The organism is Mycobacterium sp. shizuoka-1, assembly GCF_002723835.1.
Classification (GTDB): domain Bacteria; phylum Actinomycetota; class Actinomycetes; order Mycobacteriales; family Mycobacteriaceae; genus Mycobacterium.
Map to the genome: position 1 here is coordinate 1 of NZ_BEWG01000050.1, position 23,694 is coordinate 23,694.

Sequence of the window (23,694 nt, forward strand, 5' to 3'; positions counted from 1 at the left end):
ACGCCGCCCCGCCGGTGGCGGCGCCGGACGCCGCACCGGTGCTGCCCGCTCCGCCGGTCGTGGCGCCCGAGGCTGGTCAGTGAGCCGCGGCAAGCCCGACAAGGCGGCCGGCGGACCGGTCAAGGCCAAGCGGCAGCGCACCCGGGTTGTCACCACTGGCCAGGACGCCGGGCCCGGACGTTCGGCCAAGGCGCGGCGCACCCGCGAACTTGTCGAAAGTGGCAGCCGCACAGCGTCATTCGTCTTCCGCCACCGTGCGGGCAACATCGTGATCTTTCTGGCCCTCGGGGTGGCAGCCACCCAGCTGTTCAACCTCCAGGTACCCCAGGCCGCCGGCCTGCGCGCGGCCGCCGCCAGCCAGCTCAAGGTCACCGACGTCGAAAAGGCGGTGCGCGGCAGCATCGTCGACCGCAACTTCGACAAGCTGGCCTTCACCATCGAGGCCCGGGCGCTGACCTTCCAGCCGGTCAAGATCCGCAAGCAGCTGGCCGAGGCCAAGGAGAAGTCGCCCGCCGCACCGGATCCCGACAAGCGGCTGACCCAGATCGCCACCGAAGTCGCAGGCAAGCTGAACAACAAGCCCGACGCGGCCACGCTGCTGAAGAAGCTGCGCAGCAACGAGACCTTCGTCTATCTCGCGCGCGCCGTCGACCCGGCGATCGCAGGCGCCATCACCAAGAAGTTCCCCGAGGTCGGCTCCGAACGTCAGGACCTGCGCCAATATCCCGGCGGCGCGCTGGCGGCCAACATCGTCGGCGGCATCGACTGGGACGGCCACGGTCTGCTCGGCCTGGAAGACTCGATGGATTCCACGCTGTCGGGCACCGACGGTTCGATCACCTACGACCGCGGTTCCGACGGTGTCGTCATCCCCGGCAGCTATCGCAACAAGCACGACGCCGTGAACGGTTCCACCGTTCAGCTGACCCTCGACGACGACATCCAGTTCTACGTCCAGCAGCAGGTCCAGATGGCCAAGGATGCCTCCGGTGCCAAGGATGTCTCCGCGGTCGTGCTGGACGCGAAAACCGGTGAAGTGCTGGCCATGTCGAACGACAACACCTTCGACCCCAGCCAGGACATCGGACGCCAGCAGGACAAGCAGTTGGGCAACCTGGCGGTCACCTCGCCGTATGAGCCGGGCTCGGTGAACAAGATCGTCACCGCCTCCTCGGTGATCGAGTACGGACTGTCCAACCCCGACGAGGTGCTTCAGGTGCCCGGCTCGATCAACATGGGAGGCGTCACCGTCGGCGACGCATGGAGCCACGGGGTGATGCCGTACACCACCACCGGGGTGTTCGGGAAGTCCTCCAACGTCGGCACCCTGATGCTCGCGCAGCGGATCGGGCCGGAGCGCTACTACGACATGCTCGGCAAGTTCGGGCTCGGCCAGCGCACCAATGTGGGGCTGCCCGGCGAGAGTTCGGGCCTGGTTCCGCCGATCGACCAGTGGTCGGGCAGCACGTTCTCCAACCTGCCCATCGGGCAGGGCCTTTCGATGACGTTGCTGCAGATGACCGGGATGTACCAGGCCATCGCGAACGACGGGGTGCGCATCCCGCCGCGAATCGTCAAGGCCACCATCGCCTCTGACGGCACCCGTACCGAAGAGGCGCGACCGAGCGGCATCCGGGTGGTCTCGCCCGAGACCGCCCGCACCGTGCGGAACATGTTCCGCGCCATCGTCCAGCGCGACCCGATGGGTTATCAGCAGGGGACCGGCGCGCCCGCCGCCGTCGACGGCTATCAGATCGCCGGCAAGACGGGAACCGCTCAGCAGATCAACCCCGCTTGCGGCTGCTACTACAGCGACGTCTACTGGATCACCTTCGCCGGGATGGCGCCCGCCGACGATCCTCGTTACGTCATCGGCATCATGATGAACAACCCGCAGCGCAACCCGGACGGTTCGCCGGGTCACTCAGCCGCACCGCTGTTCCACAACATCGCCGCCTGGCTGCTGCAGCGGCAGAACGTCCCGCTCTCGCCGGATCCCGGGCCGCCGCTGATCCTGCAGGCCACTTAATAGTCCTGTGTGCCGGCTTACCCCCCGTTGCTGGGTAGGGTGAGCACCCGATGACCAATGCCCTGCGGCCCCGCACCACGCCGGCGCTGACCCTGCCGACCTTGGCCGCCCGGGTCGGCGCGGTGCCGCTCGCGGGCGGGGCGACGCCCGAGGTGCGGATCACCGGTGTCACCCTGCGCGGCCAGGACGCCCTGGCCGGCGATCTGTTCGCTGCGCTGCCCGGATCGTCGGCACACGGCGCCGAATACGTCCAGGCGGCCATCGATGGCGGCGCGGTCGCGGTGCTCACCGACCCCGAAGGCGCGGCCGTCATCGGGCGCAGGCTGGGCACACCCGCCGCGATCCCGGTCCTGGTGCATGCGGCACCTCGCTCGGTGCTCGGCGAGTTGGCGGCCGCCGTCTACGGCCACCCGTCGGACCGGGTGGTGGTGCTCGGGGTCACCGGGACGTCCGGCAAGACCACCACCACCCATCTGATCGAGGCCGGGCTGCGCTCGGCCGACCGCACTCCCGGGCTGATCGGCACCGTCGGCGTCCGGATCGCCGGCGCCGACGTGCCGAGCGCGCTGACCACCCCCGAAGCCCCGGCGCTGCAGGCGCTGCTGGCCGTCATGGCCGAGCAGGGCGTCGACACCGCCGTCATGGAGGTGTCCAGCCACGCCCTGGAATTGGGCCGCACCGACGGAATCCGGTTCGCGGTCGGCGGCTTCACCAATCTGTCTCGCGACCATCTCGACTTCCACCCCACGATGGAGGCCTACTTCGAGGCCAAGGCCCGGCTGTTCGACCCGGCCGCACCGGCGCACGCCGCGACGTCGGTGATCTGCGTCGACGACGCCGCGGGCCGGGACATGGCCCGCCGTGCCGCCGACGCGGTGACGGTGTCGGCCGACGGGCACCCGGCCGACTGGCGGGCCGAAGACCTCTTGGTGCTCGACAACGGCGGCCAGGAGTTCACCGCGGTCGACCCGGCCGGCGTGCACCACCGGCTGCGGATCGGTCTGCCGGGCCGCTACAACGTCGCCAACGCGCTGCTGGCGCTGGCGATGCTGGACGCCGTCGGAGTGTCGCCGGAGCAAGCCGCGCCCGGCCTGCGCGAGGCGTCGGTGCCGGGGCGGCTGGAATCCGTCGACCGCGGCCAGGACTTCCTCGCTGTTGTCGACTACGCGCACAAACCTGGCGCCCTGGCGGCGGTGCTGACCACGCTGAAGCGGCCCGGCGGGAGGCTGGCCGTGGTGTTCGGCGCGGGCGGCGACCGCGATCCGGGCAAGCGAGCACCCATGGGCCGCATCGCCGCTGAGCTCGCCGACCTGGTGATCGTCACCGACGACAACCCGCGCAACGAGAACCCGGCGACGATCAGGGCGGCGATTCTGGCCGGAGCCGCCGAGGTCGACCCGCCCGCCGAGGTCGTCGAGATGGGGGACCGGCGTGCGGCGATCCGGCACGCCGTGGCCTGGGCCGGCGCCGGCGACGTCGTGGTGATTGCCGGCAAGGGGCATGAGAAGGGACAGACCGCGGCCGGGCAGACCCGGCCATTCGACGACCGGGCTGAACTGGCCGCCGCCCTGGACGAGCAGGGAACCAGCCGATGATCGCGTTGACCGTCGCCCAGATCGCCGAGATCGTCGGTGGCGAGCTGGCCGACATCGGTGCCGACGACGCCGCCACCCGCCGGATCACCGGGACGGTCGAATTCGACTCGCGCGCAGTCACCCCGGGCGGATTGTTCCTGGCGCTGCCGGGGGCGCGCTCGGACGGCCACGACTTCGCCGCGGCCGCGGTCGCGGCCGGGGCCGCCGCCGTGCTGGCCGCCCGGCCGGTCGGCGCCCCCGCGATCGTCGTGCCGCCGGCGGCGGCTGCCGACGCGCACGCCGGGGTGCTCGAACACGACGCCGACGGCTCAGGTGCGGCAGTGCTGGCCGCGCTGGCGAAACTGGCCGCCGCGGTGGCGGCCGAACTGGTCGCCGGCGGGCTGACGATCGTCGGCATCACCGGGTCGTCGGGCAAGACCTCGACCAAGGACCTCATCGCCGCCGTGCTGCGCCCGCTGGGCCACGTGGTGGCCCCGCCCGGCTCGTTCAACAACGAGCTGGGGCATCCATGGACCGTGCTGCGGGCGGATGAGGACACCGACTACCTGGTACTGGAGATGTCGGCCCGCCACCTCGGCAATATCGCCGCGCTGGCCGCGATCGCCCCGCCGTCGATCGCGGTGGTGCTCAACGTGGGCACCGCGCACCTCGGCGAGTTCGGCTCCCGCGAGGTCATCGCCGCAACGAAAGGTGAACTGGTCGAGGCTGTTCCGGCCGCCGGGGTGGCGATCCTCAACGCCGACGATCCGATGGTGTCGGCGATGGCGAGCCGGACCGCCGCACGGGTGGTGCGGGTCGGTCAATCGGACTCCGCGGACATCCGCGCGACCGACGTCGAACTCGACGAGCTGGCCCGGCCCCGGTTCACGCTGGTGACCGCGGACCAGGCGGTGCCGGTGCAGCTGGCCGTGCACGGCGAGCATCAGGTCGGCAACGCACTGTCGGCGGCGGCGGTGGCGCTGGAATGCGGGGCCACCCCCGAGCAGGTGGCGGCCGCCCTGGGCGCCGCGGGCCCGGCGTCGCGGCACCGGATGGAGGTGCGCACCCGCGCCGACGGGGTGATCGTGATCAACGACGCCTACAACGCCAACCCCGACTCGATGAAAGCCGGCCTGCAGGCGCTGGCCGTGATGTCCCGCCGGAACAACGCGCGCAGCTGGGCCGTGCTCGGCGAGATGGCCGAGCTGGGGGACGCCTCGATTACCGAGCATGATCGTGTCGGTCGACTCGCCGTGCGCTTAGATATCAGTCGACTCGTCGTCGTCGGAACCGGGAGGCCCATGAACGCCATGCATCACGGGGCGGTCATGGAGGGATCCTGGGGCTCGGAATCCACCATGGTCGACGATGCCGCCACCGCCCTGGAATTGTTGCGGGCCGAGCTGGCGCCCGGTGACGTCGTGCTGGTGAAGGCGTCGAACTCGGCCGGGCTTGGGGCGCTGGCCGAGGCCCTGCTTGGCGGCGACGCATGAGGCTGATCCTGATCGCCGTCGGCATCGCGCTGACGGTGTCGATCTTGCTGACCCCGGCGCTGATCAGGCTGTTCACCCGCCAGGGCCTGGGCCACGAGATCCGCGAGGACGGCCCGCCCAGCCACAAGACCAAACGCGGCACGCCATCGATGGGCGGGGTGGCGATCCTCGCCGGCATCTGGGCCGGCTATTTCGGCACCCACCTGGTCGGTCTCGCGCTGAACGGGGACGGCCCGTCGGCCTCCGGGCTGCTGGTACTCGGCCTGGCCACCGCGCTGGGCGCGGTCGGCTTCGTCGACGACCTGATCAAGATCCGCCGCTCCCGCAACCTCGGCCTGAACAAGACCGCCAAGACCGTCGGCCAGCTCACCGCCGCGGTGCTGTTCGGCATCCTGGTGCTGCAGTTCCGCAACTCCGACGGCCTCACCCCGGGCAGCCCCGAGCTGTCCTACGTGCGCGAGATCGCCACCGTCACCTTGAGTTCGGCGGTGTTCGTCTTGTTCTGTGTGGTGATCGTCAGCGCGTGGTCCAATGCGGTGAACTTCACCGACGGCCTCGACGGGCTGGCCGGCGGCAGCATGGCCATGGTCAGCGCCGCCTACGTGCTGATCACCTTCTGGCAGTACCGCAACGCCTGCGCCACGGCCCCCGGGCTGGGCTGCTACAACGTGCGCGACCCGCTGGACCTGGCGGTGCTGGCCGCCGCGACGGCCGGGGCGTGCATCGGGTTCCTCTGGTGGAATGCCGCTCCCGCCAAGATCTTCATGGGCGACACCGGCTCGCTGGCGCTGGGCGGCATGATCGCCGGGCTGTCGGTCACCAGCCGCACCGAGGTGCTGGCCGTGGTGCTCGGCGCGTTGTTCGTCGCCGAGGTGACCTCGGTGGTGGTCCAGATCCTGGCCTTCCGCACGACCGGTCGCCGGGTGTTCCGGATGGCACCGTTCCATCACCATTTCGAGTTGGTCGGCTGGGCCGAGACGACGGTGATCATCAGGTTCTGGTTGCTCACCGCGATCGCGTGCGGGCTCGGTGTGGCGTTGTTCTACGGCGAGTGGCTGTCGGCGATCGGCGCCTGAGGTGCGTCTGCCTGAGCTGACTGCCGGGGCACAGGTGTTGGTGACCGGCGCCGGTGTCACCGGGCGGGCGGTGGTGGCCGCGCTGGCTTCCTGGGACGTGCACATCCGGGTCTGCGACGACAATGCCGAATCGCTGAAAGCCTTCGCGGCCAACGGCATCGACACGATCACTCCGGCTGATGCGGTCCTCGCGATCGACGAGTTCACCCTGGTGGTGACCAGCCCGGGCTTCCCGCCGACCGCTCCGGTGCTGGCCGCGGCGGCCGCGGCCGGCATCCCGATCTGGGGTGACGTCGAGCTGGCCTGGCGGCTGGACGCGGCCGGGCAGTACGGGCCGCCGCGGCGCTGGTTGGTGGTCACCGGCACCAACGGCAAGACCACCACCACCTCGATGCTGCACGCCATGCTGGTCGCCGACGGCAGGCGCGCGGCGCTGTGCGGCAACATCGGCGACCCGGTGCTCGACGTGCTGAGCGAACCGAGCGAGGTGCTGGCCGTGGAACTGTCCAGCTTCCAGCTGTTCTGGGCGCCGTCGCTGCGCCCCGAGGCGGGCGTGGTGCTCAACATCGCCGAAGATCACCTCGACTGGCACGGCGGTTTCGACGCCTACGCCGCGGCCAAGGCGGGTGCGCTGACCGGGCGGGTGGCTGTCGTCGGGCTCGACGACGCGCGGGCGGCCGCGTTGCTGCCTGCCGCCCCGGCGCCGGTCAAGGTGGGCTTCCGGCTCGGCGAACCGGCGCCGGGGGAGTTGGGCGTCAAACACGGGATGCTGGTCGACCGGGCCTTCGCCGGTGACCTCGACCTGGCCCCGGTCGCATCGATCCCGGTGGCGGGCCCGGTCGGCGTACTGGACGCGCTCGGGGCGGCTGCGTTGGCCCGCGCGGTCGGGGTGGCGCCGGCCTCGATCGCCGAAGCCCTGGTGAACTTCCGGGTCGGGCGCCACCGCGCCGAGCGGGTGGGCGTCGTGGACGGGGTGTCCTACGTCGACGACTCCAAGGCCACCAATCCCCATGCCGCGCTGGCGTCGGTGCTGGCCTACCCGCGGGTGGTGTGGGTGGCCGGTGGGCTGCTCAAGGGCGCCTCCGTCGACGACATGGTCAGCCGGGTCGCAGATCGGCTGGTCGCAGCGGTGCTGATCGGCCGTGACCGGGCCGTGGTTGCCGATGCGTTATCGCGACACGCGCCCGATGTCCCCGTCATCGAGGTTGTGACGCGGGAGGATGCTGTGGTGCATGAGACCAATGAGTCAGCTGTTACTCATGAGACTCGAGTGGTCGACGCCTCCGGGCCCGGCCTGGGCGCCCGGCTGATGACCGAGGTCGTCGCCGCGGCCGCCGGCCTGGCTCGACCCGGTGACACGGTGCTGCTGGCTCCCGCCGGTGCGTCATTCGACCAGTTCGCCGGCTACGCCGACCGTGGCGACACGTTCGCCGCCGCCGTGCGCGCCGTCCGGTAGCCGCCGTGGCCAAGATGCTGTCCCGGCTGCGCCGTCGCGACTCGGCCGACACCCCGGACACTTCTGCCGCGCCGGACGGCACCGAAGCCGCCACCTCCCCGGCCGACGCTCAGGCGGGTTCTCCGGCCGATCCCGAGGCCGTCACCGGGCCCGTCGCTACCGCAGAGGCGCCCGCCGCGTCCCGGTTCGGCGTGCACCGCAAGTTCGGCGCCTGGCTGGGCCGGCCGATGACGTCGTTTCACCTGATCATCTCGGTCGCCGCTCTGTTGGTCACCCTGGGCCTGACCATGGTGCTGTCCGCCTCGGGCGTGCACTCCTACGACGAGGACGGCTCACCCTGGGCGATCTTCGCCCGGCAGGTCATGTGGACCACGCTGGGGCTGTTCGGCTTCTGGTTCGCGCTGCGGGTGCCGGTGCGCTTCCTGCGCCGCACCGCGTTCTCGGCGTTCGCGGTCACCATCGTGATGCTGGTGCTGGTGCTGATCCCCGGCATCGGCCACGAATCCAACGGTTCCCGCGGCTGGTTCGTCTTCGCCGGCCTGTCCATGCAGCCCTCGGAGCTCACGAAGATCGCGTTCGCGATCTGGGGTGCGCACCTGCTGGCGACCCGGCGCATGGAGCGCGCCTCGCTGCGGGAGATGCTGATCCCGTTGATCCCCGCGGCCGTCGTCGCACTGGTGCTGATCGTCGCCCAGCCCGACCTCGGGCAGACGGTGTCACTGGGCATCATCCTGCTGGCCCTGCTCTGGTACGCCGGCCTGCCGCTGAAGGTGTTCGTCAGCTCGCTGATGGCCGCCGTCGGCGCGGCAGCCGTGCTGGCGGTCTCGGAGGGCTACCGCTCCGACCGGGTGCGGTCCTGGCTGGACCCCAGCGCGGACGCGCAGGGCTCCGGCTACCAGGCCCGCCAGGCCAAATTCGCGCTGGCCAACGGTGGTGTCTTCGGCGACGGACTGGGTCAGGGCACCGCGAAGTGGAACTACCTGCCCAACGCCCACAACGACTTCATCTTCGCGATCATCGGCGAGGAGCTCGGCTTCGTCGGCGCGTTCGGTCTGCTGGCCCTGTTCGGGCTGTTCGCCTACACCGGGATGCGGATCGCGCGGCGCTCGGCCGACCCGTTCCTGCGGCTGCTGTCGGCCACCGCCACCATGTGGGTCATCGGCCAGGTGTTCATCAACGTCGGCTATGTCATCGGCCTGCTGCCGGTGACCGGCATCCAGCTCCCGCTCATCTCGGCGGGTGGAACCTCCACGGCGACAACACTGTTCATGATCGGGCTGATGGCCAACGCCGCCCGCCACGAACCCGAGGCGGTGGCCGCGCTGCGGGCCGGCCGCGAGGACCGGATGAACCGGTTGCTGCGCCTTCCGCTGCCCGAGGCTTACGCCCCGTCGCGGGTGGAGGCGCTGCGCGACCGGCTGCGCGCCAAGCCGGGGGACAAGCCCGCCAAGCCGGCCAAGCCCGCCAAATCGGCCAAGCCCGCCAAATCGGCCAAGGCCGCCCGGGCTGCCACGAAGTCCGCCAAGAAGCCGGCCCGCACCTCCCAGCCCGCCCGCGAACGGGGCGCGTCACCTGCCAGAACCCGGACGGCCCAGCGACCCACCCGGCGCTCAGGGCATCATGGTGACGCTCCGCGCAACAGCGCGCAGCATCCGATCGAGGGAAGCAGCCGGGCACGGCGGTCCCGTTCATTGGAAGGTCAGCGTTACGGGTGAGCGTCTCGGGGGTCGGCGGCGGTGAGCATCGCGGCGACTCGGTCTCGGTTGTCCTTGCCGGTGGTGGCACCGCCGGACATGTGGAACCGGCCATGGCGGTGGCCGATGCGCTGCGTGCGCTCGACCCCGGCATCCGCATCACCGCGTTGGGAACCGCCCGCGGGCTGGAGACCAGGCTGGTGCCCGACCGCGGCTACGACCTGGAACTGATCACGCCGGTACCGCTGCCGCGCACACTCAACGGCGATCTGGTCCGGCTGCCGCTGCGGGTGCGCCGGGCGGTGGCCGAGACCCGGGCGGTGCTCGACGGCGTCCACGCCGACGTGGTGATCGGCTTCGGCGGTTACGTGGCGCTGCCTGCCTACCTGGCCGCCCGCGGCGGGCCGGTGCACCGGCGCCGGGTTCCGGTGGTCGTCCACGAGGCCAACGCGAGTGCCGGCCTGGCCAACCGGGTCGGTGCCCGCACCGCGCGGCGGGTGCTGTCGGCGGTGGCCGACTCCGGCCTGCGGCACGCCGAGGTGGTCGGCATGCCGGTGCGTGCGTCGATCACCGCGCTGGACCGCGCCGAGCTGCGGTCGGCCGCCCGCGAGTACTTCGGTTTCGCCGACGACGCGACGGTGCTGCTGGTGTTCGGCGGCTCGCAGGGCGCGGCGTCGATCAACCGCGCGGTCTCCGCCGCCGCCGCCGACCTGGCTGCCGCGGGGATCGCGGTGCTGCACGCGCACGGCCCGAAGAACACCCTGGACCTGCGCAGCCCGCAACCCGGTGAGCCGCCGTACGTCGCGGTGCCCTATCTGGACCGGATGGACCTGGCCTACGCCGCCGCCGACCTGGCGATCTGCCGGTCCGGGGCGATGACGGTGGCCGAGGTGTCCGCGGTCGGCCTGCCCGCGGTCTATGTGCCGCTGCCGATCGGCAACGGCGAGCAGCGGCTCAACGCGCTGCCGGTGGTCAACGCCGGCGGCGGGCTCCTGGTCGAGGACGCCGAGCTGACCCCGCAGTTCGTCGCCCGCCAGGTGGCCGGGGTGCTCACCGACGTGGCGCGGCTGCAGTCGATGACCGCGGCCGCCTCGCTGGTCGGCCATCGCGACGCCGCCCAGCGGGTCGCCGAGGTCGCCCTGGATGTGGCGCGCACCGCGAAGGTGCCGCGATGAGCGCGCCGAAGGGGCCCAAGGATCTGCCGCCGGAGCTGCAGCGGGTGCACATGGTCGGCATCGGCGGAGCCGGCATGTCCGGCATCGCGCGGATCTTGCTGGACCGCGGTGGCATGGTGTCGGGATCCGACGCCAAGGAGTCGCGCGGTGTGGTGGCGTTGCGGGCCCGGGGTGCGGTGATCAGCATCGGCCACGACGCGGCCAACCTCGACTTGTTGCCCGGCGGGGCGACCGCGGTGATCACCACCCACGCCGCGATCCCGAAGACCAACCCGGAGCTGGTCGAGGCCCGCCGGCGTGCGGTCCCGGTGATCCTGCGGCCGGTGGTGCTGGCCGAGCTGATGGCCGGTGACACGACGGTGGTGGTCACCGGGACGGCAGGCAAGACGACGACGACGTCGATGGTGATCGTCGCCCTGCAGCATGCCGGCCTGGACCCGTCGTTCGCCGTCGGCGGCGATCTGGGGGAGGCCGGCACCAACGCGCACAACGGCAGCGGTCCGTACTTCGTGGCCGAGGGCGACGAGAGTGACGGCTCGCTGGTGGAGTACGCGCCCGACATCGCGGTGGTGACCAATATCGAGGCCGACCACCTGGACTTCTTCGGCAGCGAAGCGGCCTACGTCGAGGTGTTCGACGCGTTCATGGAACGGCTGCGGCCGGGCGGCGCGCTGGTCGCCTGCGTCGACGATCCGGGTGCGGCCGCGCTGGCCGAGCGCACCGCGGCGTTGGGCATCCGGGTGTTGCGCTACGGCACCGCGGGGCGGTCCGACCTGGACGCGGCGCTGGTCGACTGGGAGCAGCGGGGCACCACCGCGGTGGCGACGGTCCAGCTGGCGGGTGAGGGCAGCCCGCGCACCATGCGCCTGTCGGTGCCCGGGCGCCATATGGCGCTCAATGCGCTGGCGGCGTTGCTGGCGGCGGTGGCGGCCGGCGCACACCCGGATGTGGTGTTCGAGGCGCTCGCCGAGTTCGAGGGGGTGCGCCGGCGGTTCGAGCTGATCGGGACCGCCGCCGAGGTCAAGGTGTTCGACGACTATGCCCACCATCCGACCAAGGTCTCGGCGGCGCTGACCACCCTACGCGGGCTGGCGCAGGAGACCGGCGGCCGGGCGATCGTGGTCTTCCAGCCGCACTTGTATTCGCGGACAAAGACTTTCGCGCGCGAGTTCGGCGCCGCGCTGGACACCGCCGACGAGGTGTTCGTGCTCGACGTGTACGCCGCGCGCGAGCAGCCGCTGGCCGGGGTCAGCGGCGCGACGGTGGCCGAGCAGGTCAGCGTGCCGGTGAACTACGTGCCCGATTTCTCCGCGGTCGCCGGACAGGTCGCCGAGGTCGCCAGACCGGGTGACGTGGTGGTGACGATGGGCGCCGGTGACGTGACGATGCTCGGCCAGGAGATCCTGACCGCCTTGCACGAGATGGCCAACCGCTCCGCGCCGGGGGAGAGCCGGTGAGCGAGCCGCGCGAGCCCGGCGAGGACGCCCCGATCCTGCCCAAACCGACACATGGCAGCGAAAGTGCGAGTGAAGACGTGCACAACGTCGATCTCGATGACCAAACGCAGGCACCCGAGGAGAAGGATCTCGAGGGTCCCCGGATGCGGGAACGGCGCGAGCGGGCCGAGCGGCGCGCCGCGCAGGCCAGGGCGACGGCCATCGAGGAGGCCCGCCGGGAGGCCAAACGCCGGGTCCGCGGCGCCACGGTGGAAGCCCCGAAACCGTTGGGCACGAGGGCTGTTCGCGGGCTCAAGCTGCTCACCTGGCTGATCGTGCTGACGATCGTCAGCGTCGCGCTGGGGCTCATCCTCTATTTCACCCCGGTGATGTCGGCACGCTCGCTGGTGATCACCGGTATCGGCGCGATCAGCCGCGAGGAGGTCGTCGACGCCGCGAAGGTCGCGATCGGAACGCCGCTGCTGCAGATCAACACCGACCAGGTCGCCGACCGGGTGGCCGGGATCCGGCGGGTGGCCAGCGCGCGCGTGCAGCGCGAGTACCCGTCGACGCTGCGGATCACGATCGTCGAGCGGATCCCGATCGTGGTGAAGGACTATCCGGACGGGTCGCACCTGTTCGACCGGGACGGGGTGGATTTCGCGACGGCGCCGCCGCCGCCGGGCCTGCCCTATATCGACGTCGACAACCCGGGCCCGACGGATCCGCCGACCCGGGCCGCGCTCGAGGTGATGACGGCGCTGCGCCCGGAGGTGGTGGCTCAGGTCAGCCGGGTGGCCGCCCCGTCGGTGGCCTCGGTGACGCTGACGCTGACCGACGGCCGCACCGTGGTGTGGGGGACCACCGACCGCACCGACGAGAAGGCGGAGAAGCTGGCGGCGCTGCTGACCCAGCCGGGCAAGGTCTACGACGTGTCCAGTCCGGATCTGCCGACGGTGAAGTGACGTTCCTCGCCGGAAATTCGCCCGCGACACGTCGGCGCGCCTCCCCAATCCAGCTCGCACCGCCCATACCGTTCTGGTTGCACGGCACTACTTGACATAACTCTAAGCCTCTGGTTGAGGTTGAGGGTTTGCCACAGAGCCGCAAGACCCGATCCCCACCTGGGAGGAAGACAGACGATGACCCCCCCGCATAACTACCTCGCCGTTATCAAGGTCGTCGGCATCGGCGGCGGCGGCGTCAACGCCGTCAACCGCATGATCGAGCAGGGCCTCAAGGGTGTGGAGTTCATCGCGATCAACACCGACGCCCAGGCGCTGTTGATGAGCGACGCCGACGTCAAACTCGACGTCGGCCGCGACTCCACCCGCGGCCTCGGCGCCGGCGCCGACCCCGAGGTGGGTCGCAAGGCCGCCGAGGACGCCAAGGACGAGATCGAGGAGCTGCTGCGCGGCGCCGACATGGTGTTCGTCACCGCCGGTGAGGGCGGCGGCACCGGCACCGGCGGCGCGCCGGTGGTCGCCACCATCGCCCGCAAGCTGGGTGCGCTGACCGTCGGCGTGGTCACCCGGCCGTTCTCCTTCGAAGGCAAGCGCCGGTCCAACCAGGCCGAGGCCGGGATCCAGTCGCTGCGCGAAAGCTGCGACACCCTGATCGTGATCCCCAACGACCGGCTGCTGCAGATGGGCGACGCCCAGGTCTCGTTGATGGACGCCTTCCGCAGCGCCGACGAGGTGCTGCTCAACGGCGTGCAGGGCATCACCGACCTGATCACCACGCCGGGTCTGATCAACGTCGACTTCGCCGACGTCAAGGGTGTGATGAGCGGCGCGGGCACCGCGCTGATGGGCATCGGCTCGGCGCGGGGCGACGGCCGCGCGCTCAAGGCCGCCGAGATCGCCATCAACTCGCCGCTGCTGGAGGCCTCGATGGAGGGCGCCCAGGGCGTGCTGCTGTCGGTGGCCGGTGGCAGCGACCTCGGCTTGTTCGAGATCAACGAGGCCGCCTCGCTGGTGCAGGACGCCGCGCACCAGGACGCCAACATCATCTTCGGCACGGTGATCGACGACTCGCTCGGCGACGAGGTACGCGTCACGGTGATCGCTGCCGGATTCGACTCGGCCAGCCCCAGCCGCAAGCCGGTGGTCGGCGGTGCGACGACCGGATCCCAGCCGATCGCCCCCGGTGCGGCCGGCAAGCTGAGCTCCTCGCTGTTCGACCCGATCGACGCCGCCAGCGTGCCGGTGCACACCAATGGCGCCACGGTGAGCATCGGCGGTGGCGACGACGGCATCTCCGACGACGACGTCGACGTGCCGCCGTTCATGCGGCACTGACCCCGTCGTCACGCCCGGATACTGGGTTTTGTGACACGCATCCGCCGCGTGACCACCACCCGCGCAGGTGGTGTGTCTGCCGCGCCGTTCGACACCTTCAACCTCGGTGACCACGTCGGTGACGACCCCAAGGCCGTCGCGGCCAACCGGGCCCGGCTGGCCGCAGCGATCGGGCTTCCCGGCGACCACGTGATCTGGATGAACCAGACGCACAGCGATCACGTCGCGCTCGTCGACGGGCCTCGCAGCGATGCCGTCGACGACACCGACGCCCTGGTCACCACCACCCCCGGACTGGCGCTGGCCGTGGTGACCGCCGACTGCGTGCCGGTGCTGATGGCCGATGCCCGCGCCGGTGTGGTGGCCGCCGTGCACGCCGGTCGGGTGGGCGCCGCCGATGGCGTGGTGCTGCGCACCTTGGAGACGATGCTGGCCGAAGGCGCGCACGCGCGGGACATCTCGGTGCTGCTGGGTCCCGCGGTCAGTGGCGCCAACTATGAGGTGCCCGGCCAAATGGCCGCCGAGGTCGAAGCCCGGCTGCCGGGCAGCCGCACCAGGACCGCGAAAGGCACACCGGGACTGGACCTGCGGGCCGGAATCGCCCGCCAATTGCTCGACGCCGGTGTGAAAGCCATCGACGCGGACCCGCGCTGCACGGTCGCCGACACGACATTGTTCAGCCACCGCCGCGACGCCCCGACCGGTCGGCTGGCCAGTCTGGTGTGGATGGAATGACCGCCACCCCGGCTCGGGACACCGACCTGGCGACCGCGCTGGCCGCGCTACAGGGCCGGCTCACCGACGCCGCCCTGGCTGCCGGCCGCGACCCCGCCGACGTCGAGCTGCTGCCGATCACCAAGTTCTTCCCGGCCACCGACGTCGCGATCCTGTGGCGGCTGGGCGCTCGCGCGTTCGGCGAATCCCGCGAGCAGGAAGCCTCGGCCAAGATCGCCGAGTTCGGCGAGCTCACCGGTGCGTCGGCGCGCTGGCACATGGTCGGTCAGATCCAGAGCAACAAGGCCAAAGCCGTTGCCGCATGGGCGGATACCGTGCATTCGCTCAGCAGCGCCAAGGTGGCGGCCGCGCTGGACCGCGGCGCCGCGCACGCGATCGACGATGGGCTGCGGACCACTGCGGTGCGGGTGTTCGTCCAGATCAGTCTGGACGGCGACACCTCGCGCGGCGGGGTGGACGTCGGCGATCCCGGCGCCGTCGACGCATTGTGCGACCAGGTGGCCCGGGCCGATGCATTGCAGCTGGTCGGGCTGATGGGCATCCCGCCGCTCGGTGTCGATCCCGACGCCGCGTTCACGACACTGGCCGCCGAGCATCGGCGTGTCCTGCGCAACCACCCCGAGGCGACAGAGCTGTCGGCCGGCATGTCCGGTGACCTGGAATCCGCGGTGCGACACGGTTCGACGTGTGTGCGTGTCGGAACCGCGCTTATGGGACAACGTCCTCTAACGTCTCCCTGAGTAGTCACTCCAGTCACATCTTCATCACAGACACCGCACTTCACGCTTCAGAAGGGTCCAGCGATGAGCACACTCCACAAGGTCAAGGCCTACTTCGGTATGGCGCCTATGGACGATTACGACGACGAGTACTACGACGACGACGACCGCGGCGCGCACCGCGGTTATGCCCGCCGTGAGCGCTTCGCCGACGACGAGTACGAGCGCCCCGGCCGCTACGACGACCGCGACCCGCGGATGGCCCGCGAGTACGAGGATCCGCGCGACGCCGACTACGCGCCGACCGGTGGCTTCCGCGCCCAGTACGGCGACGAGCCGCGGTTCCGGCCGCGCGAGTTCGACCACCCGCATGACATGCCGCGCGCGTCGCGGTTCGGCTCGCTGCGCGGCTCGACCCGCGGCGCCCTGGCGATGGACCCGCGCCGGATGGCCGAACTGTTCGAGGCGGGCAGCCCGCTGTCGAAGATCACCACGCTGCGCCCCAAGGATTACAGCGAGGCTCGCACCATCGGCGAGCGCTTCCGTGACGGCCAGCCGGTGATCATGGACCTGGTGTCGATGGACAACGCCGACGCCAAGCGGCTGGTCGACTTCGCCGCCGGTCTCGCCTTCGCCCTGCGGGGATCCTTCGACAAGGTGGCCACCAAGGTGTTCCTGCTCTCGCCGGCCGACGTCGACGTCAGCGCCGAGGAGCGCAGGCGGATCGCCGAGGCGGGTTTCTACAGCTACCAGTAAGCGGCCGTGGTGGTCGGCGTCGAACGACGCCGTAGGACTTAGGTAGGCTGACGGCGTCGCGCTGGCATCCCACCAGCGATGTCGGCAATGTCACATCCGCTGTTGATTAAGGACCGGCTTTAGTTGTCGCTGTTCTTCGAAATCCTTGGCTTCGCGCTGTTTGTCTTCTGGCTGCTGCTGATCGCCCGGGTCGTGGTCGAGTTCATCCGCTCGTTCAGCCGCGACTGGCACCCCCGTGGGTTCACCGTCGTGATCCTGGAACTGATCATGACGGTCACCGACCCGCCGGTGAAGCTGTTACGTCGGCTTATCCCGCAGCTGACGATCGGCGCGGTCCGGTTCGACCTGTCCATCATGGTGCTGCTGCTGGTGGCCTTCATCGGCATGCAGCTGGCTTTCGGCGCAGCGGCCTGATCGGTCCGAAAGGGCCGCGAACCTACCGCATCGACCGGCGAATTGCGATCAGCCACGCCGGGCGGGCCGAGCCGAAAAATTGAAATTCACTCTTAATTATTGGCCTCCGCGGCAACCGGCGGTTCTGGTGTGACAGGATGGACGCCAGTTACAGTACGGAACGAACGTGAGACCGCGTTCTACACCAGACCGGTTTGACCGCCCAGACCCGAGGGGGCAGATGATGCCGCTTACACCGGCCGACGTGCACAATGTGGCGTTCAGCAAGCCGCCCATCGGCAAGCGAGGCTACAACGAGGACGAGGTCGACGCCTTCCTCGACCTGGTGGAGAACGAGCTGACCCGCCTCATCGAGGAGAACTCCGATCTGCGTCAGCGGGTCGCCGAACTCGATCAGGAACTGGGCGCCGCCCGCGCCGGTGGCGCGGTACCGCAGCCCACCCAGGCGATCCCGGTGTATCAGCCGGAGCCGGAACCGGAGCCCGCTCCGGCGCCGCAGGCCGCCCCGCAGCCGGCGCCGAGCCCGGCCGCCAGCGAGGAGCAGGCCATCAAGGCCGCTCGGGTACTGGCCCTGGCCCAGGACACCGCCGACCGGCTCACCGGGACTGCGAAGGCCGAGGCCGACAAGCTGCTGGCCGACGCCCGCACCAACGCCGACCAGATCCTCTCGGAGGCGCGGCACACGGCGGAAACCACGGTGGCCGATGCCAAGCAGCGCGCGGACGCGATGCTCAGCGATGCGCAGACCCGGTCGGAGACCCAGCTGCGGCAGGCGCAGGAGAAGGCCGACGCCTTGCAGGCCGACGCCGAGCGCAAGCACACCGAGATCATGGGCACCATCAACCAGCAGCGGACTGTCCTCGAAGGACGCCTGGAGCAGTTGCGGACCTTCGAGCGCGAGTACCGCACCCGGCTCAAGACCTACCTGGAGTCTCAGCTCGAGGAGCTCGGTCAGCGTGGGTCGGCCGCACCGGTGGACTCCGGCGCGAACACCGATGGCGGCGGCTTCAACCAGTTCAACCGGGGCAACAACTAAGCCCGGTCGGAAGGCAAAGCGATGCTGATCGTTGCGCTGGTTCTGGCGGTGATCGGCCTCGCGGCCCTGGTCACCGCGGTGGTCACCAGCAATGAGCTGGTCGCCTGGGTGTGCATCGCAGCCAGCGTGCTCGGAGTCATCCTGCTGATCGTCGACGCGATCCGCGAGCGGCAGGGCCGTCGTGCCGGTGCCGGCGAGTCCGCGAGCGCTGCGGTCGCCGCCGAACCCGAGTCGTCGGCCACCGCCGAGACCACGGCCTATTCCGAGACCGGTGAGACAGTCGACGACATGTATTCGACGTTCGACGCCGACTACCCCGAGGACGCGGCCGCCGAGGACGACGCGGACGTCGCCGAGGCCGGCGAGGAATCCGAGCCGGTCGAGGAAGTCGAGCCCGAGCCCGTCCCGGAGCCCGAGGCCGAGCCCGAGGCCGACGACACCTCCGAGGCCGACGACACCTCCGAGGACGAACCCTCGACCGAGTCCGGCTCCCGCTGATCTTTTCTCGGCCGGCGCGGGTATAGACGACCATGAGCATCCGCTACGAGAGCATCGTCGACCATCCGCTCGACGAGGTGTTCGCCTGGCACACCCGCCCCGGCGCGATGCGGCGGCTGGTTCCGCCGTGGCAGCCGATGCGGGTGCTGGCCGAGACCGAGTCGCTGGCCGACGGCCGTGCCGTCCTGGGCCTGCCCGGTGGGCTGCGCTGGGTGGCCCGACACGACCCGGCGGGCTACGACCCGCCGCATCAGTTCGTCGACGTGCTCTCGTCGGACGGCGTGATGACGCTGCCGCCGCGGATCATCGGGTGGTGGCGGCATACCCACCGCTTCAGCGAGGCCGGCGCGGGCCGAACCCTGGTGCACGACGAGGTGGACACCACGGTGCCGGGTGCGGCGCTGCGGTCCACCTTCGTCTACCGGCACCGACAGCTGGCCGACGATCTGGCCGCACACCGGAATGCCGCCCAGGCGGGCGCGAGCGGGCTGGCGGTGGCGATCACCGGTTCGTCCGGGCTGGTCGGCAGCGCGTTGACCGCCCTGCTCTCCACCGGCGGGCACCGGGTGATCCGGCTGGTGCGCAACGACCCGGTCCGGCCCGACGAACGTCGTTGGGACCCAGACGATCCCGCAGATGACCTGCTCGAGGACATCGACGTCGTGATCCATCTGGCCGGTGCCACGATCGCCGGCCGGTTCACCGACGCGCACCGCAGGGCGATCCGGGATTCGCGCATCGAACCCACCCGGCGGTTGGCCCGGGTGGCCGCCACATCGCCGGGGCTGCGCGCGTTCGTCAGCGCATCGGCGATCGGCATCTACGGATACGACCGCGGCGACACCGTGCTGGACGAGGGCAGTGCCCGTGGCGACGGCTTCCTGGCCGACGTGGTCGCCGACTGGGAGGCGGCCACCGAACCGGCGGCCGACGGCGGTGTGCGCACGGTGTGTGTGCGGACCGGCATCGTGCAGGCAGCCCGCGGCGGCACCCTGCGGCTGATGCGGCCGCTGTTCGCCGCAGGTCTCGGTGGCCGGCTGGGCAGCGGCAGGCAATGGCTGTCCTGGATCGGTCTGGACGACTTGCTCGACATCTACTATCGGGCCGCCTACGACGCCGCCCTGTCCGGCCCCGTCAACGCGGTCGCGCCGAATCCGGTGCGCAACAACGACTACACGAAGGCCCTGGCGGCCACCCTGCATCGTCCCGCGCTGCTGCCGGTGCCGGCCATCGGTCCGCGACTGTTGCTGGGCAGGCAGGGCGCCCGCGAACTGGCCGAGGCCGACCAGCGGGTCGCGCCCGCCGCTCTGCAGGCACTGGGACACCGGTTCCGGCAGCCGACGATCTCCGAGGCGCTGGCCCACCAACTCGGTCACGACCCGACGGGGTGACTAATCCAGCCTGGCCCGCCACGAGTGCAGGCTGCGCAACAGCGGGCTCTTCTTGTACTCGTGACCGGCCATCCTGCCCAGGATGTCGTCGAGGGTGACGACCGCGTCGGCGATGTAGGGCCCCTTGTTGAGCATCACGCATTCGGCGCGTTCGGCCAGTGCGGCGTCGCTGATCTCGGCGCGCGACGGCCGTCCGGTGGTGGCCAGCTGCTCGAGGACCTGGGTCGCCCAGATCACCGGTAGATGCGCGGCCTCGCACAGCCACAGCATCTCCTCCTGCAGCTCGGCCATCCGCTCGTAGCCGGTTTCGACCGCCAAATCGCCGCGGGCGATCATCACCCCGACCCGGCGGCGGCGCATCGCGGTGAGCAACAGCTGGGGCAGCTGTTCGAAGCCCTGGCGGGTCTCGATCTTCAGGACCACGCCCAGATCGTGGTCGCCGAGCCGGTCCAGCTCGCCGAACAGGCGGATGACGTCGGCGGGCTCGCGGACGAACGACAACTGCACGATGTCGGCGAGCTCGGTCACCACGGCCAGATCGGCCAGGTCCTTGTCGGTCAGCGCCGAGATCGGCAGGTCGGTGTCGGGTACGTTGATTCCCTTGGCGGCGTGCAGCTTCGCGCTGCCGTGCGGCGGATGGTCGATGCGGACGTCGATGCTGTCGGCGGCGACCGCGATCACCGCACCGCCGAGCTTGCCGTCGTCGAAGAAGATCCGTTCGCCCACTTCGGCGTTGTCGAACACCTCCGGCAGGGTGCACCCGATCTGCGGGGACCGGTCGTCATCGACGGGAGCCGGCGAGCAGTCCCTGGTCAACCGGACGACGTCGCCGGCGCTGAGGCGAATGCTCTGCTCGACGGCAGGCAGTTCGCCGACCTCGCCCGCGTCGCCGTCGGCGGTGAGCACCGTCCCGCTACCCACGTACGTCGTCTTCTCGGTGGTGACCACGAACCCGCCGGGAGCGGCCGCGGCCAGCAGCAGCCGACGCTTGGACCCGCGGGTGTCGCGCAGCACCAGTTCGTCGCCCTCGCTGCGGCGGGCCAGCCACTCGGGGTCGACCGGCAGCACGGTCAGTGCGGCCTCCGGCGGCCGAGCCGGACGTTTGGCCGAGGTCAACCAGCCGCGGGCGGCGGCGACCACCTGCCCCTGGGCGTTGCGGCTCGGCCGCAGCCGAACCACCTGCGGTCCGGGCTCCAGTGGGCCGGTGCGCAGCTTCGGGCCACCCAGGTCCATCGCCACCAGGCAGCTGCGCCCGGCCGCACCGGCGGCGGCGCGAACGTTGGCCGCCATCGCCTTCCAGGCCGTGGCGTCGTCGTGGGCGCAGTTGATCCGGGCGATCCGCATCCCGGAGTCGAGCAGGGTCCGCACCAGGGCGGCGTCGGTGGCGGCTTCCGAGGGCAGCGTCACCATGATGCGGGCCGCCCGGTCCTCGGCGGCCGGGCCCAGTAGTTCGACGGCGTTGCGTTCCAGCAGGCGGGTGCCGGCGGCGACCGCGATGTGGGCCTGCTCGTCGGGAGTCCAGCGCTCACCACGCATCGCGGCGATCGCGGCCGAGACCAGCCGCAGGGTGGCGTGCACGTGGGCTTCGCTGCGCCCCAGCGACGACAACCCGCATCCGGTCAGGCGCAGTTGCAGGTCGCGCAGGTCGACCTGGCGAAGCGCCCAGTAGTGCACCAGATTGATTGCGCTGCAACGATTGTCGGCGCTCACCGGATCGGTCCACGGCTGCCATCGGGCTTCGGCGTCGGCCAGCCGGGCCAGAAGGGCGTCGACCTCGCTCTGGAGCCGGTCGAGTTGCTGTGCTGCGGCAAGCATGGCCGGGACGCTAGTCATCCCAGGTTGCCATCAAGTGAACGGTTGGCCGGATGTGACTTTAGGCCTTCTGGCTCGTCGTCCAATGGCCCATGCGGTCGGTGGCGATCATGGACGACGATGGCCCCATGACCACCAGCGATGCCATGGTGCTCGACGGCACGGGTTTGCACTGCCTGGTCGACGAACTGCGTTCTCGGGGGTATCGGGTGGTCGGTCCGACCCTGCGCGACAACGCGATCGTGCTGGCCGAACTCGACAGTGCCGACGACCTACCGCACGGGTGGGGAGTCGATGTCGCACCGGGGAGCTATCAGTTGCGCCGCCGCGCCGACCGCGCCGCCTTCGGCCATTCATCGGGTCCGCAGTCCTGGAAGCAGTTTCTGCACCCGCCGCGCCAGAAGATGTGGTCCTGCGGCCCGGACGGGGTTGCCGCCGCCGACGAACCGGAGCCCAAGTACGCCTTCCTCGGCGTGCACGGCTGCGATCTGGCGGCCATCGGTGTCCTGGATCGGGTGCTGGGCTCGGACCCGCACCCGGACGGCTCCTACGTCGGCAGGCGCGGGCAGGTCTTCGTGGTGGCGGTCAACTGCACCGAGCCGGGTCGGCTGTGCTTCTGCGCCTCGATGGACACCGGGCCGGCCTGCCGGCGCGGCTACGACCTCGCACTGACCGAGCGGGTCGACGGCGGCGAGCCCGACTATGTCGTCGAGGTGGGCAGCGCCGCCGGCGCGGAGGTGCTGGCAGCGATACCGGCCCGCCCCGCCGACGATGACGAGATCGCCGGTGCCGCAGCACAAGTCAGTGCGGCAGCGGACAAGATGGGCCGGCAGATGCCCGACGTCGACCTGCGTGAGCTGTTGATCACCTCGCGAGAGTCGTCGCACTGGTCGCAGGTGGCCAGCCGGTGTCTGACCTGCGGCAACTGCACCATGGTGTGTCCGACGTGCTTTTGCACCAGCACGTCCGATGTCACCGATCTGGCCGGCGAACACGCCGAGCGCTGGATGGAGTGGGCGTCCTGTTTCGAACTGGACTTCACGCTCATCCACGAAGGCCCGGTCCGCGCCTCCGGGCCGTCGCGCTACCGGCACTGGCTGACGCACAAGCTGTCGGCCTGGCACGACCAGTTCGGCACATCCGGATGTGTGGGGTGCGGACGGTGTATCGCCTGGTGTCCCACCGGGATCGACATCACCGAGGAAATGGCCACGTTCGCCCGGCTGGCAGAGGATGGCGATGACTGAGACTGTGACACGCGGCTGGGCCCCGGCGTCCTCGCCGATGGCGCCGATGCCGTATCGGGTGCGGTGGAAGGTCGCCGAGAATGCCGACTCGGTGACGCTGTGCCTGGAACCGGTGGCCACCGAGCTGTCGGCGCCGCGGCCGGGGGAGTTCATGATGCTGTACGCGTTCGGCGTCGGCGAGATCGCCATCTCGGTCAGCGGCGACCCGTCGTCGTCGGACGGCACGATCACCCACACGATTCGTTCGGTCGGCGCGGTCAGTGCCGCGCTGTGTGCAGCCGAGCCCGGCACCACGATCGGCGTGCGGGGCCCGTTCGGCACCAGCTGGGGACTGGAAGAGGCCCAGGGCCGCGATCTGGTGATCGTGGCCGGCGGAGTCGGCCTGGCCCCGCTGCGCCCGATGGTGCTGGGGGCGCTGGCCGACCGGGATCGCTACGGGCGAGTGGTGGTGATCGCCGGGGCCAGGTCCCAGCGGGAGTTCCTCTACGCCGAGGAGGTGCGGCGCTGGCAGCAGGACCCGCGCCTGGAGGTCCACCTGACCGTCGACGTGCCGATTCAGGGCTGGCCGGGGGAAACCGGGTTCGTCACCGAGCCGCTGCGGCGGCTTTCCCTTGTCCCGCAGCAGGTCACCGCGTTCCTGTGCGGTCCCGAGCCGATGATGCGGTTCGGTGCCCAGGCGTTGCTGGACAAGGGAGTCGCCGCCGCCGACATCCGGGTGTCGCTGGAACGCAACATGCAGTGCGGCGTCGGGTGGTGCGGGCACTGCCAGCTGGGCCCGCTGCTGGTCTGCCGCGACGGTCCGGTGGTCGGCTATGACGTGGCCCGTCCGCTGCTGGAAGTCAAGGAGCTCTGA

General features: G+C 70.7%; 20 protein-coding genes. 19 read left to right on the plus strand and 1 reads right to left on the minus strand.

Annotated elements, in window-relative coordinates; translation table 11 throughout:
• Positions 1-79: 79 nt before the first annotated feature.
• From MSZK_RS15500 to MSZK_RS15585, 17 genes are all read left to right on the plus strand, one after another.
• Positions 80-2,029, plus strand: a complete 1,950-nt coding sequence (locus MSZK_RS15500; RefSeq protein WP_099249250.1) for a penicillin-binding protein 2 — start codon at positions 80-82, stop codon at positions 2,027-2,029.
• Positions 2,030-2,079: 50 nt separating this feature from the next.
• The gene (locus tag MSZK_RS15505) at positions 2,080-3,624 is read left to right on the plus strand and encodes a UDP-N-acetylmuramoyl-L-alanyl-D-glutamate--2,6-diaminopimelate ligase (protein WP_099249252.1); all 1,545 of its coding nucleotides are present in this window, start codon (positions 2,080-2,082) and stop codon (positions 3,622-3,624) included.
• Positions 3,621-5,096 carry a UDP-N-acetylmuramoyl-tripeptide--D-alanyl-D-alanine ligase gene (gene murF, locus MSZK_RS15510; protein WP_099249254.1) on the plus strand — a complete coding sequence of 492 codons (1,476 nt, stop codon included), beginning with the start codon at positions 3,621-3,623 and terminating at the stop codon, positions 5,094-5,096. The genes MSZK_RS15505 and murF overlap by 4 nt, the downstream gene beginning before the upstream one ends.
• Complete coding sequence (mraY, locus tag MSZK_RS15515; RefSeq protein WP_099249256.1) at positions 5,093-6,172, plus strand: phospho-N-acetylmuramoyl-pentapeptide-transferase; 1,080 nt, start codon at positions 5,093-5,095, stop codon at positions 6,170-6,172. The genes murF and mraY overlap by 4 nt, the downstream gene beginning before the upstream one ends.
• A gap of 1 nt (position 6,173) precedes the next feature.
• Positions 6,174-7,628: a UDP-N-acetylmuramoyl-L-alanine--D-glutamate ligase gene (gene murD, locus MSZK_RS15520; RefSeq protein WP_099249258.1), complete on the plus strand. Its 1,455-nt coding sequence runs from the start codon at positions 6,174-6,176 to the stop codon at positions 7,626-7,628.
• A 227-nt stretch (positions 7,629-7,855) separates the two neighbouring features.
• On the plus strand, positions 7,856-9,343 hold the full coding sequence (ftsW, locus tag MSZK_RS15525; protein WP_099249351.1) for a putative lipid II flippase FtsW: 1,488 nt from the start codon (positions 7,856-7,858) through the stop codon (positions 9,341-9,343).
• Positions 9,340-10,497 (plus strand): undecaprenyldiphospho-muramoylpentapeptide beta-N-acetylglucosaminyltransferase, encoded by a 1,158-nt coding sequence (murG, locus tag MSZK_RS15530; protein WP_099249260.1) that lies wholly within the window; start codon positions 9,340-9,342, stop codon positions 10,495-10,497. The genes ftsW and murG overlap by 4 nt, the downstream gene beginning before the upstream one ends.
• A complete protein-coding gene (murC, locus tag MSZK_RS15535; protein ID WP_099249262.1) occupies positions 10,494-11,954 on the plus strand; it encodes a UDP-N-acetylmuramate--L-alanine ligase in 1,461 nt (486 codons plus the stop codon). The genes murG and murC overlap by 4 nt, the downstream gene beginning before the upstream one ends.
• A 77-nt stretch (positions 11,955-12,031) precedes the next feature.
• Positions 12,032-12,898, plus strand: a complete 867-nt coding sequence (locus MSZK_RS15540; protein WP_233211341.1) for a cell division protein FtsQ/DivIB — start codon at positions 12,032-12,034, stop codon at positions 12,896-12,898.
• A 177-nt stretch (positions 12,899-13,075) separates the two neighbouring features.
• A complete protein-coding gene (ftsZ, locus tag MSZK_RS15550; protein ID WP_099249266.1) occupies positions 13,076-14,233 on the plus strand; it encodes a cell division protein FtsZ in 1,158 nt (385 codons plus the stop codon).
• 30 nt (positions 14,234-14,263) lie between these two features.
• Entirely contained in the window at positions 14,264-14,968 is a 705-nt protein-coding gene (pgeF, locus tag MSZK_RS15555; RefSeq protein ID WP_099249268.1) for a peptidoglycan editing factor PgeF, read from the plus strand.
• The gene (locus tag MSZK_RS15560) at positions 14,965-15,708 is read left to right on the plus strand and encodes a YggS family pyridoxal phosphate-dependent enzyme (protein WP_099249270.1); all 744 of its coding nucleotides are present in this window, start codon (positions 14,965-14,967) and stop codon (positions 15,706-15,708) included. The genes pgeF and MSZK_RS15560 overlap by 4 nt, the downstream gene beginning before the upstream one ends.
• A gap of 63 nt (positions 15,709-15,771) precedes the next feature.
• Positions 15,772-16,443 (plus strand): cell division protein SepF, encoded by a 672-nt coding sequence (locus tag MSZK_RS15565; RefSeq protein ID WP_099249272.1) that lies wholly within the window; start codon positions 15,772-15,774, stop codon positions 16,441-16,443.
• Between the two features lie 123 nt (positions 16,444-16,566).
• Positions 16,567-16,857 carry a YggT family protein gene (locus MSZK_RS15570; protein ID WP_099249274.1) on the plus strand — a complete coding sequence of 97 codons (291 nt, stop codon included), beginning with the start codon at positions 16,567-16,569 and terminating at the stop codon, positions 16,855-16,857.
• A gap of 223 nt (positions 16,858-17,080) precedes the next feature.
• On the plus strand, positions 17,081-17,893 hold the full coding sequence (locus tag MSZK_RS15575; RefSeq protein WP_099249353.1) for a DivIVA domain-containing protein: 813 nt from the start codon (positions 17,081-17,083) through the stop codon (positions 17,891-17,893).
• 21 nt (positions 17,894-17,914) lie between these two features.
• On the plus strand, positions 17,915-18,391 hold the full coding sequence (locus MSZK_RS15580; RefSeq protein WP_099249276.1) for a hypothetical protein: 477 nt from the start codon (positions 17,915-17,917) through the stop codon (positions 18,389-18,391).
• Between the two features lie 32 nt (positions 18,392-18,423).
• Complete coding sequence (locus MSZK_RS15585; RefSeq protein ID WP_099249278.1) at positions 18,424-19,782, plus strand: TIGR01777 family oxidoreductase; 1,359 nt, start codon at positions 18,424-18,426, stop codon at positions 19,780-19,782.
• On the opposite strand, the gene MSZK_RS15590 is transcribed toward MSZK_RS15585, so the two are convergent.
• Positions 19,783-21,615, minus strand: coding sequence for a pyruvate kinase (locus tag MSZK_RS15590; RefSeq protein ID WP_099249280.1), 1,833 nt, complete (start codon positions 21,613-21,615; stop codon positions 19,783-19,785).
• Positions 21,616-21,722: 107 nt separating this feature from the next.
• Here MSZK_RS15590 and MSZK_RS15595 point away from each other — a divergent pair, with 107 nt between their 5' ends.
• Both MSZK_RS15595 and MSZK_RS15600 read left to right on the plus strand, forming a co-directional pair.
• Positions 21,723-22,841 carry a 4Fe-4S dicluster domain-containing protein gene (locus MSZK_RS15595; RefSeq protein ID WP_233211337.1) on the plus strand — a complete coding sequence of 373 codons (1,119 nt, stop codon included), beginning with the start codon at positions 21,723-21,725 and terminating at the stop codon, positions 22,839-22,841.
• A complete protein-coding gene (locus MSZK_RS15600) occupies positions 22,834-23,694 on the plus strand; it encodes an FAD/NAD(P)-binding protein (protein ID WP_199203354.1) in 861 nt (286 codons plus the stop codon). The genes MSZK_RS15595 and MSZK_RS15600 overlap by 8 nt, the downstream gene beginning before the upstream one ends.